At 30.6% G+C, this 15,705-nt stretch carries 13 protein-coding genes; all 13 read right to left on the reverse strand.

Annotation, left to right across the window (positions count from 1 at the left end; genetic code table 11):
- On the reverse strand, positions 1-496 hold a 496-nt coding region (locus U9R23_04780), incomplete at its 3' end, for a DNA helicase RecG (GenBank protein ID MEA3475736.1).
- Positions 497-579: 83 nt separating this feature from the next.
- Positions 580-3,042 (reverse strand): two-component regulator propeller domain-containing protein, encoded by a 2,463-nt coding sequence (locus U9R23_04785; protein ID MEA3475737.1) that lies wholly within the window; start codon positions 3,040-3,042, stop codon positions 580-582.
- A complete protein-coding gene (locus U9R23_04790) occupies positions 3,039-4,070 on the reverse strand; it encodes an MraY family glycosyltransferase (protein MEA3475738.1) in 1,032 nt (343 codons plus the stop codon). The genes U9R23_04785 and U9R23_04790 overlap by 4 nt, the downstream gene beginning before the upstream one ends.
- The gene (locus tag U9R23_04795; protein MEA3475739.1) at positions 4,067-5,200 is read right to left on the reverse strand and encodes a glycosyltransferase family 4 protein; all 1,134 of its coding nucleotides are present in this window, start codon (positions 5,198-5,200) and stop codon (positions 4,067-4,069) included. The genes U9R23_04790 and U9R23_04795 overlap by 4 nt, the downstream gene beginning before the upstream one ends.
- Complete coding sequence (locus tag U9R23_04800) at positions 5,187-6,482, reverse strand: glycosyltransferase (protein ID MEA3475740.1); 1,296 nt, start codon at positions 6,480-6,482, stop codon at positions 5,187-5,189. The genes U9R23_04795 and U9R23_04800 overlap by 14 nt, the downstream gene beginning before the upstream one ends.
- A 5-nt stretch (positions 6,483-6,487) precedes the next feature.
- Entirely contained in the window at positions 6,488-7,654 is a 1,167-nt protein-coding gene (wecB, locus tag U9R23_04805) for a UDP-N-acetylglucosamine 2-epimerase (non-hydrolyzing) (GenBank protein ID MEA3475741.1), read from the reverse strand.
- Between the two features lie 32 nt (positions 7,655-7,686).
- Positions 7,687-8,727, reverse strand: a complete 1,041-nt coding sequence (locus U9R23_04810) for a glycosyltransferase (protein MEA3475742.1) — start codon at positions 8,725-8,727, stop codon at positions 7,687-7,689.
- Positions 8,728-8,877: 150 nt separating this feature from the next.
- The gene (locus U9R23_04815) at positions 8,878-10,440 is read right to left on the reverse strand and encodes a polysaccharide deacetylase family protein (GenBank protein MEA3475743.1); all 1,563 of its coding nucleotides are present in this window, start codon (positions 10,438-10,440) and stop codon (positions 8,878-8,880) included.
- Entirely contained in the window at positions 10,437-11,840 is a 1,404-nt protein-coding gene (locus U9R23_04820) for a flippase (protein ID MEA3475744.1), read from the reverse strand. Before U9R23_04820 ends, U9R23_04815 begins: the two co-directional genes overlap by 4 nt.
- Before the next feature lie 121 nt (positions 11,841-11,961).
- Positions 11,962-12,867 (reverse strand): SPASM domain-containing protein, encoded by a 906-nt coding sequence (locus tag U9R23_04825; GenBank protein ID MEA3475745.1) that lies wholly within the window; start codon positions 12,865-12,867, stop codon positions 11,962-11,964.
- 75 nt (positions 12,868-12,942) lie between these two features.
- Complete coding sequence (locus U9R23_04830) at positions 12,943-13,947, reverse strand: glycosyltransferase family 4 protein (protein ID MEA3475746.1); 1,005 nt, start codon at positions 13,945-13,947, stop codon at positions 12,943-12,945.
- A 38-nt stretch (positions 13,948-13,985) separates the two neighbouring features.
- On the reverse strand, positions 13,986-14,792 hold the full coding sequence (locus U9R23_04835) for an FkbM family methyltransferase (protein ID MEA3475747.1): 807 nt from the start codon (positions 14,790-14,792) through the stop codon (positions 13,986-13,988).
- A 100-nt stretch (positions 14,793-14,892) separates the two neighbouring features.
- Entirely contained in the window at positions 14,893-15,606 is a 714-nt protein-coding gene (locus tag U9R23_04840; protein MEA3475748.1) for a class I SAM-dependent methyltransferase, read from the reverse strand.
- Between the last annotated feature and the right edge of the window lie 99 nt (positions 15,607-15,705).

A 15,705-nucleotide genomic window follows, 5' to 3' on the forward strand; every position in this document is an offset into this window, starting at 1 on the left:
TTCTGAAAATCTTATTAGTTAATCCTTCAGTAAGATGATATAGAGGAAGGTAATTTCTTTTTGACCAGAAATTTTCTTCTGATTTGGAACCAACAAATTCAAAATCTGGATGAAGCATACAAAGTCTATTATAATAATATTTTAATCTGCCAAGAACTATAATTTCTTTTCCTGCTTCAAACTGCTTTTCTAACCAGGGTGTGGTTTTAAACCAAATACAAGTTAGATAACCTGAACCATCTGATATTATTAGCTGAAATCTTGCACTTTTATACTTAGATATATAGCCATACGAAACAATTTTTGCTCTTACACTGGCAATATCATTAATTTTCAGGTCAACAATTCGTTTATTAGTTATCTTGTTAACATAATCTTTTGGAAAGTAAAATAGAATATCTTTTACTGTATGTATTCCTAAATGATGCAGTAGCTTGGCTCGTTTTGGTCCTACCCCTTTGACATATTGAATATTATTCTGAAGATTAAAAGTCAAAAAATCTCCTAAAATAGTTAAATCGGTTAAATCAGTTAAATCAGTTCAACCAGTTACCAGTTCAACCAGTTCAACTAAATTTACTATCTTATTACTGCGAATTTTCCAGTGATATGCACATCATCAAATTCAGAGGAAAGCACATAAAAATAAATTCCACTGGCTACAGGTTTATTGGCTTGATTTTTTCCATCCCAGCAAAATCTAAAGCGGTCAGATTCCTTCACGATAGTTATCAATTCTCCCGCTAAATTATAAATATATAACAAATTATTTCCAGGAGGAAGTTCCTCGTTCGGATAAGATTTAAAATAAATTTTATTATGTATTGAAGTTATAAAGGGATTTGGAAATACATTAACTTTTTCAACAATATGAGATTGAGTTATATCTTTATGACTTGCGCCAATATTAAAACTGCAAAGACCTTCGGTGGTGCCAACAAACAATTCACCTGAATAGGAATTATACGCAAAAGATAGAACGACATCACTACATAAATCACTATTCTCTGTATTAAAATTAGTAAAATAATAATTATTCGGGTCAAGGACTGAGATTCCACCGCCATTAGTTGCAATCCATTTTCTACCGTGTGGATCTACAAAGACTGCATTAACTTGATTAGTTTTTCCAGAGCCCATTCTTGATTCAGGATTTCCTTCATCATCATACCAATAGTATATCCAGGGCTGCCACGAGGTTCCATTCCAATAGTATTGTCTTACATTTTCAGTAAGACCGCATGTAAATTTATACCAATCATCCCAATCATCATCATACATATAAAGACCATCACCACCTGTCCATATATAATCCCCATAATCAGTTCTTTGTATCTCAATGTTCATAAAAGGGCCTTCAAAAGTGGGATTTCCATTTGGTATTTGACACTGACCTGTTACTGGAAAACCCTCACCTTCCCAAAATCTAATACCACTATAATATGCACCAAGCCAGATATTATCAGGTAATATTAAAATTGAAAGTGGATCCTGCACACCATTATTTGGATGCGAACTTGGAATAAAAGCATCAAAACCATAAACAGTATCATCAGTTACTACAATTTTAATATTTGTGTTATAATCTCCAATCCAAACATTTCCAACAAAGTCGTGAGTAATGAATGAAATTGTATTTTCATCAATAATTCCCGGCACATCGCAAGTAGGACTAGCAGTTATTGACTCCCAAAATTCGGTTGTATCCTCATAATTTGTGATACGGGTTATTCCTCTATTCCAATCCCCTATCCATATTCTACCTTGAAGGTCTTCTGTCATCCATAATGATTTATTTCCAACCAACTTGCTGTTACTATTATTGTATATCTTCCAATTTTCATTATCATAAACAGATATTCCTCTAACACCTTTTGCACTTCCACCGATAATACCACTGCCACTCCAAAGTCTTTGATTGCTATCAAACATAAGTGTAGAAAAAAAGTTAAAACCAGGACAATTGCGTTTATAGTTACACCATGTTGAATCATTCTCAAATTGATAGATATCATTACCCCAGGAAGCAACCCAGATATTTCCATATTCATCCATTTTTATATCAGAAATTTGGTTAAATAAAGAATCATCTTCATTCCAAACTTTGTAATCATCAGGATTTAATAAATTATATCTACCAACTCCTTTTGCATTATCATATCTTTGGTCTGTCTCACTCCACTTTCCAAATCCAACCCAAACGGTAGAATCATCAGTAGCTAAAATTGAAGAAATCTTTCTTGTTGGCAAATTATATGTAAATTCATTAAATTCTAATGAATCCGAATATATTTTATTAATTATAGCAAAACCATCTTCTGTTCCAAAATAAATTTTACCATCATAATAATCAATACATGCTATTTTTTCTTCTGCAAAAGGATAACCTGTTGTATTATTATTAATATGATGCCAGTTATCTGGCAATATCATTTCATCATAATCTGTTATAGTATAATCCAGTCCTTGATTTGTGCCAACCCAAATTCTATTTGAATCGTCAAAAGTTATACAGTTTACATTATTATCAGATAACCATCCAGAACCATCTTCTTTATAGATAAATGTTTTCTTAAATGCCGGATTTTCATCTTCCATAATTTCAAACATGGTTAAACCTTCATCAGTTCCAAGGAAAATATACCTATCATTATCATCAATATCATTTGTGTAACTACCAACAACACCCTGATTTTCCTGATATGGCTTAAGAAATTTTCCATCTTTATAACGAGAAATTCCTTCAAGAAAAGTACCAAACCAGAATTCATCAATTGAAGGAATATAATGAACTGAACGAACTTCATTTTTACTCAACCCATCACTTCTTACTAATGTTGAAAATGTTAAATCCTTCTTATTGAAGATACCAATTCCTCCCCAAGTTGCGGCAATGACAGAATCACCTTTGCAAAAAATTTGATGAATATATGTAGTATTAGTATATGTCTTCCAATTTGAAAGATATATATCCTCAGCTTGATATCCATAAAGAATATTTGAACAGAAGATAAGTAATATAACGACAATCCTCTTTTTCATTTGAAAAACTCTTTTTTAATGATATTATAGAAAATAATAAAAATCATTAAACCCAAAATAACTAAAACGCTGAAAAGAATTCTCTTGTCCACTAATAAAAAACCCATAGAGATAATACCAAATAAAAAAGTCAAAAAATATCCAATAAAAACTACTGTTTTATATGGTAGACCTAATTCTAACATTTTATGATGCAAATGATTTTTATCTGCCTGAAATAAACTATTAGATGTTTTCAATCTGCGAATGATTGACAGAAATGTATCAATCAATGGGAGAGATAAAACAATTATAGGAATCAACATTGTCATTGCTGTTGTCCCTTTAAACTGGGTATTACCAGCAACTGAAAGTGCCGCTATATTAAATCCTAAATAAAGGCTTCCAGCGTCGCCTAAAAATATCTTAGCTGGATAAAAATTATATTTAAGAAAAGCCAGACAGCTTCCAAATAATCCAAATGCAAAATATGCAACAAACGTATTAGAACAAACTATACTCGCAAAACCTAATATCAGTGAAACGATTGCGATGATACCTGTTGCCAGACCATCAAGACCATCAATCAAATTAATTGAGTTTATTATAAGTAAAAACCAGATTATTGTAAGGGGAATAGACAAAGGTCCTACAGTTATAGATGGACCAAATGGATTAGTAATTAGCTCAATCTTAAATCCAAGAATGGTCATAAATAAAACAATAATTATTTCTACAAGAATTTTCTGCCAAGCATGCAAGTCAAATATATCATCTAAAAGGCCTAAAACAAAAACTATAATCCCTCCACCGATTAGTCCGATAAAAAGATTATTAAATTCATTTCTGCCTAAAAGAAGAAGAACAATCTGAGTGATACACAATCCCACCAACAGCGAGAATCCTCCACTTTTCGGTGTAGGAACTTTATGAATACTTCTTTCCCTTGGATAATCAATAATACCAAATTTATTAGACAGTTTGCAATTTAATGGAACTATAAAATATGTAATTAAAAATGAAATGAGAAATACTCCAATATAAATCATAATTTTGATTGATATAAGTTAATATATAAGTTTTTATAACTTTCTATAAATCTGTTTAAAGCAAACTTTTCTCTAACAAGTTTAAGACTATTTTTACCCATTTCATCTCTCTTTCTATCGTGTTTAGAAATCCATAAAACATTTTTAATAAATGAATCCTTGTTGCCAATTTTTACTAAAAAGCCATTATAACCATTTTTTACAAGTTCATTATTTCCTTTTATATCTGAGGCAATTATTGGCAATCCCGCAGACATTGCTTCAAGAATAGATAGGGATAAACCTTCCCATAATGAATACAAAATAAATACATCAAAAAAGGCAAGCCAATCTGCAACATTTGATTTCCAGCCGGGAAGCAAAATTTCCGCTGATAAATTTCTCGCTCTTACCATTCTTTTTGCATCTTCCCATAATTCGCCATCTCCAATAAAAACAAATTTTATCTTATCATTTGCTTCAACAATTTCTATGGCAATCTTTATTATACTTATGATGTTTTTTTGTTTAGAAAATCTGCTCACAGAACCAAATATCTTATCATCTTTATGAAAACCAAACTCATTTCTAAAAATTTCTGACAGTGGACTTGTTTCATCAATTCCATTATATATAGTTAGAATTTTTTTCTCAGGAATTATATGTTTTTCTATAGCAAGTTGTCTTTCAGTCTTATTTACAGAAATGGTTCTTTTACAAAAGAAAGCTGCAATTTTTTCTAATAGTTCAAAAAAAATCTGCTTTGGTAAAGGTTGAAACGGGTTAAAAGGAAAACCATGAATCGTATGTATTACAACTTTAATACCTGCAAATCTTGCTGAAATTCTACCAATAAAACCTGTTTTTGAAGAGTGAGTATGGACAATATCAAATTTTCCCATTCTACATATTTTATAAATTTTGACTAAAACAAATAAGTCTTTTAGGCTTATTTTACGGACAAGCCCAGAAATTTGATAATGTTTTATTTTTAACTCTTTTAACTTATTAACTAAGGGTCCATCAGGAGCAGAAATTACTGAAGATTCAAATTCATCGGAATCTAAATTTGTAATCAAATTAAGCATCACATTTTGCACGCCTGAAAGCAAAGGTAAAAGTTGAATATGAAGTATCTTAATTCGTTTCATAAATATTATCTAAATTTTTGGAAAGTTCATAAGTTAAATTCCTTCTTTCATATTTCAGGTAATCTTTGGAATCTAATCTAAAATGAGTATTTAATAGACCAGATTTGTATAAATTTAGTAATTTTAAAATATTTTCCATAATCAAATTTTCCTCATCAATTTCTGAAATGAAACCAGCATCATTTTCTCTAATAATTTTTGCTGCTTCTCCATTTCGTGGTATCATAGCTAATATCGGCTTTCTTGCAGCCAAATACTCAAAAATCTTTGCCGGTAATATTATCTCACTGTCTTTCTTGGCAATAAAAAGCATAAGAAAATCACTCTGAATTAAATATTTCACACTTTCCTTATGAGTTACTTGTGAAATAACAGAAAGAATACTTTCTAGCCTTTTATTTTCTAACATTTGTATTATATCTTTAAAATAATTTCCTACAAATCTAAATTCAATATTTGTGGGCAAAAGATTTTTATTCAACATCTTCTCCAATACTTTAAGAAAGTAATATGGGGTTCTTTCACCATAAAATCCACCAGTATATGTAAAAATAATTTTATCATTTTCTTTGGAACACTTTTGGTCAAAATCTTCTCTATCCCATCCATTATATATCACCTTAAATTTAGACTTCTCTATTTCTGAATAAAGAGAAAGAACCTTATCTTTAGTAAACTCAGTGTTAACAGTTATAATTCTTGCAAATTTAAGCATTTTCCGTTCCCAATAAATTGAAAATTTTCTATGCCAACTTGAAAAATAAGTTATATCTGGTTTTCCAATCCATAAATCTCTATAATCAATTATCAAAGGCAGATTAAATTTTTTTGCAAGTTTATATCCAACTATGGCAGAAGAATATGGACTTATGGTTACAAAAATAGCTTTAATATCTTTATTTTTTATTAATTGTGAACCTTTTTTAAGGGCAAATGGTATCCAGCCAATTTTTGAATCAATAGGAAATATTTCCCGATAGAATTTCCGTATTATTTGTGAGGCCTGTGTATAAATCCTTTTATTTTTTCTCCTATATTTTCTTGCTCTTTCAACAAAACAAAGCATTCGCATTAAATCTAAGGAATTAACACGATGCAACTGAATATTTGGTATTTCAGCTAATAAAGAAAAATCATAAGCTACATATTCAATGTTTTTAACAGAAATTACAATGGGTTCCCATCCAAACTCAGGAAGATACTTGGCAAATTTTTGCGCTCTTTGGACCCCTGGTCCACCTAATGGTGGAAAGAAATATGAAATAAAAAGGATTTGTTTCAACTTATTCAATGTACGCTCATTTTATTTTTTTGCAAGAGTTCCAAAATTCTTTGACTTGCCTTACCGTCTCCATATGGATTTATTGCATTTGCCATTTTATCATAAGCCTTTTTATTTCTAATTAGCTCTTCCACATTTGAGAAGATTCTTTCAGGCTGAGTTCCAACTAATTTTGAAACCCCAGAATTTACACCTTCCATACGCTCTGTCTTCTCTCTCATAACAAGTACTGGTTTTTCAAAAACTGGTGCTTCCTCCTGTATTCCACCTGAATCAGTTAATATTAAGTAGCTCTTCGCAACAAGGGATATAAATTCAATATAATTCAATGTAGGTAATAAAACAATATTTTCCACACCAGACAATAAAGATGTAACGACATTTTTTATATTAGGATTTTTATGAATAGGATAAATGACTTTATACTCAGGAAATTCTTGTGAAACTTTAATTAGCGCCTTACAAATATTTTTTATGCCTTCTCCGAAATTTTCTCTGCGGTGAGCTGTAACTAATATAATTTTTTCATTATTACTGAAGCCTAACTTTAGTAGTTGCTTCTCCAATTTATCTTTATGACTTTCTTTTATTAGAAATAAAGTATCTATTCCTGTATTTCCTGTAACAAATATTTTATCAGGACTTATACCTTCTCTTATCAAATTTTCTTTATTATTTTCAGTTGGGGCAAAACAGAAATCCGCCATTACATCCACCAAATGTCTGTTTATTTCTTCTGGAAACGGTTGATATTTATCATAGGTTCGCAAACCTGCTTCTATATGACCAATTGAGATTTTATGATAAAAAGCAGATAATGCACCAGTAAAAGTACTTGTTGTATCTCCCTGCACCAACACAAATTCTGGTTGTTCTTGTTTCAATATCTTACTAATAGAAATTAAACAAGATGCTGTCAATGCAGATAATTTCTGATCCTCTCTCATTATATTAAGATTATAATCAGGTTGTAATTTAAAAAAGTTTAAAGCCTGCTTGAGCATGGTTTTATGTTGACCGGTAACAATCAATTTATATTCAAAAGAGTTACTATATTCTGCTTCAATTAGTTTAATAATTGGAAAGACTTTTATTACCTCCGGTCTAGTACCAATGATTACAGCTATCTTTTTTTTTCTATCGGCTTTTTTTCTATATAAATTATTTCGCATTTTCTTCTATTCCAATAAGATTTATTATTATATTATCTCTCACTAATCACATTTCTATACATCTCAAGAGTTTGTTTGGCAATTTTATCCCAAAGGAAATTATCTTTTATATGATTCTTTAGTTGGTCATCTTTTATTTTATTCAACGACTTTACAATACCTTGATGTATAGAATCTATTGAATATGGGTCTACATATTCTACCATATTTTCAAAGTAATCTTTTGTTCCTCCATATTTTGTAATCACAATTTTAGCACCAGCTAAAGCGGCTTCCATTGCAGAAATTCCTGGGGTTTCATATCTTCCAGGAAGAATAAAGGTGTCGCAAGCCGTATAGGCAGATGCAAGAATAGGATCGTCATGCCTTAACCCTTTAATTACAATCAAATTCTTATTCTTTTTCGCCTCTTCAAGACAAATTTCGCTCTCCTTTGTATTTGCCACATCGCCTATAATTACTGCAGGATGGTCTATTATTTCTAAGACTTTTATTAAAGATAAGACATTTTTGCGTTGGCCCCCAATGTGTCCAACATACAAAACAAAATCTTTTATGCCATATTTCTTTTCAAATATATCAGGATTGGCATTAGCAAAACGCTCCTCAACTCCGTTATGTATTACTTTTATCTTTTTAGAATTTATTCCTAAGCCTTTTGAAATAAGTTGAGCTTCTGCTTCTGTATTAGGCAAAACCTTTTCTGACCATTCGCATATCTGTTTTGGTATACTGTAATCAGAATATGTTCTTTTAAATAGTTTATAAAATGGTTTTTCAAAATTTTGATAAATCCTTAACAAAGTGGGAGAATGCCTACTAAAGAAGATCGGATTAATTACAAATTTAATCCCATAATGCTTTAAATTTTTTGCTAACGAATATGTTGCAATATTTGCTGCAAAAAGATGCACTAAATCGGCATTTAAGATATCTAAATTTACATCCCATGGATTAAAATATTGGGCTTCTACTCCTAATTTATTAAGTTCTTTTTTAATCTCAACCAATTCATAGCTTGGGCCTCCACGAATAAGCATTATAGATTGATAACTTGCTAAAATTATTTTCATCTTCTTTACCACCGATTCACCCCGTGTAATATAAAGTGGTTCTTAAAGGGCAATATAAAAAGCTTGGGAGATGCGATATAAAATACTATGGCTATATTACTCTCCAGCAGTTATTACACGGGGTAAACACCGAACTTCACCGAAAATTATTTATTGATTTTTCCATTGGTGTAATTTTCCTCGTATGAATTCTAAATCATATAAAAAATCTCTCCAGCTAAACCGTCGTATGTGATTAATATCTTGGGGTAACGATATAATTTCATCTTTTTTGTGCCACTCTAAATTCCTTAGATCTATTTCTGGACTTATCTGAGTTATAGAATTTCCAAATTTAGCACTTGAAATGCGCAACCAGAAATCATTTGAGAAATTATTGCTTTCAATAACTATTTTCTCATTTTCTAATATCGCGTTAAATTTAACTTTATTTCTCTTTTTCCACCAATTGTATAATCCGGCAAAATCAAATTTTTTAATAGAGTGTTCATTAATGAATTTGAATATCCTGTCAAAGATATCAAATTTTTTATGCGATGGATGATGATAAAAAATTATGGGCTCACAGAGTTTAATCTTTTGAACAATAACATTCTTATAATATTGCCACATCTCTTCATCTGTACAATGCGCCCTTCTTAATCTACCAATACTGATTGGATGAATCGGAATTTGCAAAACTTTTGAAAATCTGTTTTCTATGTATGGGAAAAAAGGTAAATCATCATAACTAAGAGAAAATTCAGATGAATATTGAAAGTTTGCATCTTCAATAGCTTTACCAAGATTGTAATTCCATTCTCCATAAGGAGAAACGAAACCAATTGGTTTAATCCCATATTTTTCTAAAATTTTCTGACCCTTTTCCAGATTCTTTCGATTATTATCATAATCTTTAAAGACACGATGTCTATAGCAATGCAGTCCAATTTCCTGATTCTGCATATTTTTGAAATCAGCTAACCATTGCATTGATGTTTTTGTTTCAACAAACCAACTGCCAGGAATTTCATTTTTTTTACAAATCTTATACAATGCTTTAGTATCCTTCTGCTTACAAAAGTCAGTATCAACCCTAAATGAAAAGATATTTTTATTTCCTTTAGGGTAATACCATAGTTGGACAAATGGTAATCCTTGAATATGATGTAAATATTCTAAAGAAATTCTAACAATTCTCCTTATTTCTCCTTTGGAAATTTTCGAAACTCTTTCAGATGGTAATTCCTTTCTTTTGAAACAGAATTTTCGGCGAGAGGTTGAAATATCAAGAATAGCTTTATTAACATTAAAGGGCAGTATTAATACAATGCCCTTACCAATTTCTTTTATCTTAATTTTCAATCCATTATCTAAGCTGGTTATATCTCCATCTTTGGGAATAAATCCATTTTGATAAATATCAACTAAACCAACTGCAGAATAAATTGAATTTTTCTCAGGAATTAAAAACTTTATTCTAAACTTTTTCATATTGACATTTAACAACTCTGATGACATTTCTGAATCAACAAGAACTGCACCGCCAGATTTAACATAACCTAAAATATTATCGCGTTGTTTCAAAGAATTAAAGCCGTTAGCAATTAAAGCAGATAAATCTGAGTATTTTATATCACTAAAACAAGAGATTATTTCATACGAAACCCCTTCCTGCTTTAACAAAATTTGCCAACCGGGTTTGCTTGCAGTAAGACCAATTCTTAAATTCATATAACTTTGTTCATCAAAAATTTCAATTCTTCTCTTTTGATACCTATTAACCGAGAAATCGGAATCATACAAGTCAATATTACTAAAATTTTAAAAATGATATTCAAATCTACGATAAACATTAAGGGTAAAAATATTACAATTGAAACAATTAAAGGTAATACTATGATTTTCAAAAATTTAGTATCCAAGAAATTTTTCAATTTATTATTCATTATTAAAAGTACAACAGCTTGATAAATGCCAAGTCCAATCCCCATCCCAGCAGGTCCAAAAATCTTTAATAAAAACCAAGCTGAAGCAAAAAAGACAATAGAACCAATAAAGAGAGAAAAAGTATATACCTTCTCTTGTTTTAGGGCTATTAATGTAAAAGTAAATGCAGAGTTAATCAAAGTTAGCATAAAATAACTCATAATCGTTTGGAAAATCAGCACTGAACTTAAATATTCTTTTCCAAATACCAATAACACTAAATACTTTCCCAACAAAATTCCCAAAAATCCAAATAAAATTACAACAACAACAATCCATTTTAAAGTTTGATTAAAAACATTATTTAGTCTTTCTGGAGTTTTTGTTACGCATTTACTAATTGCAGGAAAGAATGAAAAAGAGAAAACTCTATCTAATATTAAAAACAGAAATACTATTTTAGCAGCAGCACTATAAAAACCAGCTTCTTTTGGAGACATAACAAAACCAAGAAAAATTGGTGGAAGATACAAAGTAATCTGACCAATCAAATTTGCTAACCCTAAGGGAAATGCTTCTAAAAATAATGATTTTATTCTATAAAATGAAAATCTAATCTTTATTTTATTACCTTTTGATACATATATCAAAATAAAAAATAAAGATGTTACTAATCCAGAAACAAACCAGCAATATGGGACATAAATAATATGTTTATTAGTCTTGACGAAAATTAGAATTAAAACGAGATAAAATATCATACCAACCGCTCTTCCAGAAACAAGCAAACCCATCTGCTCTTTAGCTTGAAAATACCAGACCAATAAAAATGCTGTTGGAAATAAGTAAAGCGAATAAGCTAAAATTATACTCCTTAGCTGTGAAGATTTTATAAAAAAACTTATTGCAATTATTATGATAATAACAAAAATTGAGAAAACGAATCTGGTAGAAATAAAATCCCCAACAATTTCGTTATCATCTTTACATTTAATAATTTTTCTTACCCCCAAAATTGGGAGTCCATTGCTACTGATAGTTAAAAAATAACTTAGAAATGCTAAGCCAATACTTATTAAACCAAAATTTGAAGCACCCAAAATTCTGGCTAAATATGCAACAGCTATAAAACCGATTAAACGATTAAATATATCACCAGCAAATAGTGCTGCAACATTTTTTGCCGTTCTCTTTATCTTAGGCATTTTTCTATTATTTTGACTAATTTTTCTTATGTTAAATTAGAAAATGAATGCATCACATTTCTTTATTAAAGAAAATATAACTAATAATTGGCAAGTAAAGAGATGAAGCTTTTATTCAAAATTACCAAGGAACACTTCCTATTTCGTCACAATATTTACAAATTGAGATAGACCATCTCTTGCCTTTTTGCAATCTTAATCGGCAGTCTTTAAATTCTTTGCTATTCCAAATTTTTGATATTGTTTGAGTATTCACATTTCCAAATTTGCATCTTGCATAATAATCATTACAGCAAAGCAAAACCTCTCCTTTCCAGTTAATCACAAGTTGTCCTGAAGGACGTAAGCATGGTCTATTAAGTGTCTTCTTTCTACCAAATATTTCACCTGCTCTATCAAGTTTTACAAAATCTTTATAATTTCGCACAGTAATATGAGCGGGATATTTCTCTGCCAATTCATTCAATAGAGATTTTTCTTTATCATCATAATTAGTTACAAAAAACCGATTTGTCCCATTTTTTACCAGTTTTCTAAACAATTTGTCATCCAAATAATCACCATTTGTAGAGATAAAAATATAAGAATTGGGACATTTTTCTCTCGCATACTTTACTAATTCTGGTAAACGGTTATCTAACAAGGGTTCTCCGTAAAAATGAGGAGAAATGCGTCCGTAAAAACTCATCTCACCAAGTTCATTAATAATCTTTTTCCAAGTTCCGGTTGGCATTATTCCTTTTTCTCTCTGCTTAAAACGATTGCTGTTGAAACAAAAATCACATTTTCGGTTGCAATAAGCATATGTTTCCAAATCAGCGGAGATAAAATCAATATTTTTATATTGCTTTCCTGATCCAATTTCACAAAAAATAAAATACCTAATTCTAATGAAAACTCTAATGAAAAAAATACGAAGATTACACTTATAATATGGAATTAATTTTGTGTGTAAATTTCGTCTGGATATTTCCAATTTTACAAAAAACAGAAAGAAATCTTTGATTTGCTGAAAAATCACAATCATTTTTGCAATTTTATACTAAATATTCACTATATAATAAGTTCCTGATTGACTTACAATGTCTCGTAAAATATTTTCTTATATTAGACATTTTTCAATTATTTCAATCAGTTTCTTTTCTCGTTGATGTTCCGAAAACATCTGTATAATCCGCTGTCTACATAAAAGACCCTTCTTTGTATCCATTCTCATAGCATCAGTAATGACATCTGCAGTCCCCTTCACATCACCATATTCTACAATCCAGCCTGTTTCTCCAATTGCTTGTGGGATACCTCCGACATTAGTTCCAATAGGCAAACATCCACAAAGCATCGCCTCACAAAGTACATTTGGTAACCCCTCTATCCAACTTAGTTGGCAGTATATCTTTGCTCTCTGAAAATAACTTAATAATTCATCTTGTTTAAGTGGTTGAATCAATTCAACATTAGGTGGTGTCTTATCTTCCAATAAATTAATAATATTATTTGTAACACCAACAATTTTAAACTTAAATGAAAGTAACATGGAGGCAATTTTTAACAATATATCTATACCTTTTACCTTTATTCTTAGAGGAGTATCAATATAAGCAACGCTTAGAATATAATCTTCCTTTGATAATCCAGGTTTCCAATGTTCAGAATTAAATCCAAAAGGTATAACTTTAATATTTCCGCCATCATACTTTGCGAGTTTTGTGGCTTTCTTTTTTAACGATATATCAACTGCCAACACATAATCAGCATTTCGGATTGCATATCCCACAAATACCGAACGCCACCAACTGGTCCAAATACCATATCTAATTTCTTTCTCTTTTGCCACATCGAATCCACCAAGTGCTACTATTGTTTTTTTCTTCATAAATTTTGAAAGAAAAACAATTACACCTGCATGAATGGAGGCAAACCAAATGAAAGAGACTCTTACCTTTGGTAAATATCTCAACATCCTTATCAATCCTTTTAAACCTGGAGAAATTATCTTGTATAAAGGAAAATATCGGTTTAAAATTTTATAATCTTTATTTATATAGGTTGCATAAAGAGCAGAACAGAAGAGAATTTTCTTTGATTTTGAATTATTAGAAGATTTCATTAAACAACTCCAATCAGGTTTGTTAGGAGAATTGCGTATTATCTTTTAAATACGAAATGTAATTGTGTTCCTCTATCTTTTTTTAGAGAAATTGAGAATCCAGCTTTGAACATAATAGACTCAATGTCACTTTGAGAAGCACCAAAAAGAGGTAAGACTTCAGTGTGCACTTCGCATTGGACCATTCGCAGTGTTTTATTTTCAAGAATTTTCTCCATTCCTTTGAGAACCAATACTTCTGCCCCTTCTACATCAATTTTGACTACATTTGGCATAAGAAGGGTATCGTTTTCAACCAGAGAATCAGCTTTCCGCACTACAACAGATTTACCTTTTGATTTCAATTGATAGTCTGTTCTTTGAACGAAGCTATGTGTCCCTATATTAGGTGTGTCAGAGGGAAATAGGATTGACTTACCATTAAAGTCACTAAGTGCAAATGACATTGGAACTATATTATTAATTTTATTTAATTGTATGTTTCTCTTCAATAAAGACTGATAAGTTTGTTCGGGTTCAAAAGCGTAGACTACCCCTGCGGGAGTGATATTATATCCAGAAGGGATAGAATAAATTCCAATGTTTGCTCCAACATCCCATATAACATCAGACGGAAAAAGCTCGCTGATAAATTTCTCCATTAACTCTCGTTCTCCACCGCAATTGGCTACATATTCATTCATATAAAATGTTGGTGTCCAAAATCTAAAAATCTGCCCGCCGATGCGCATTTCTGTCTGGCTTTTTAATCGTCCTATACAATTATAGACCCAGCGAACAGGTTTATACAGACCTATTTTTTTTAAATGATCTGCGATTAAAATCTTGTAAATGTTTAAAACCATTTTCCTTGACTTTCTGGATTTTCTAATTCGTTATTGTAGATAGAATTTATGTTTTCCATTAAATCCAAAACTTAATTTTTGTCCCATCTCCAAAGAATTTTTACCAATTCACTTTGCGTATACTGAACATTTTGTTGCCATAAAGATCCAGAGATTTGCTAATTCTGTATCTTTGAAAAACATCTTGAAAGATTGACATCGGACGGGTTACCATATAGAATGAATTGTGTTTGAAAGGTCCAATACAAGTTGAAATTATAATCACACCATCCTTTGTAAGATGAGATTTAATGTTCTTCATAGCAAATCGGAATTTTGTCTCATTGGTAATATGCTGGAGCACATCCATTGCAATAATGAGATTGTATTCTCCTTGTATCGGTGTAGTTGAGACATCAATCTGGAGGAACTTAAAATCAGTAAAACGCTTTTGGAGGCCGTCAAATAGAGTATCAACAATATCAATGCCTGTATATTGCGTTCCACCTGCTTCTATAAAAGGTCTGGAATAATATCCTGTACCGCATCCAACATCAAGTAAAGAAACCTCCCGAAGGTCAATTCCTTCACGATTGCATAATTCAAGCATTAATCTACTGCCTTCGTTGAGAATGCGTTGATTCTCGTCTTGTGATTTAATGCAACTTCCAACTCCACGCAAGTCAAAACCGTATTTTTTGTGGGTGTTTTTCCAAAAATATTCTGCTTTATAATCATGATGTTTAGAATACCTAAACCATTTCAAAAAGACATAAATTCTATTAATCACTACGCGTATTGGATGTTTAAATAATTTAATAAGCTTTTTATTCATATATTTCCTTTATAGTAATTTCTTTTAAATATCAATTTTATTCAAGTAAAAAATATGTTTATTTCTGCGAGGTTGCGAAGTGCAACTTTGAGTTAGGAA

Source organism: Candidatus Cloacimonadota bacterium (assembly GCA_034722995.1).
Lineage (GTDB): Bacteria > Cloacimonadota > Cloacimonadia > JGIOTU-2 > JGIOTU-2 > JAGMCF01.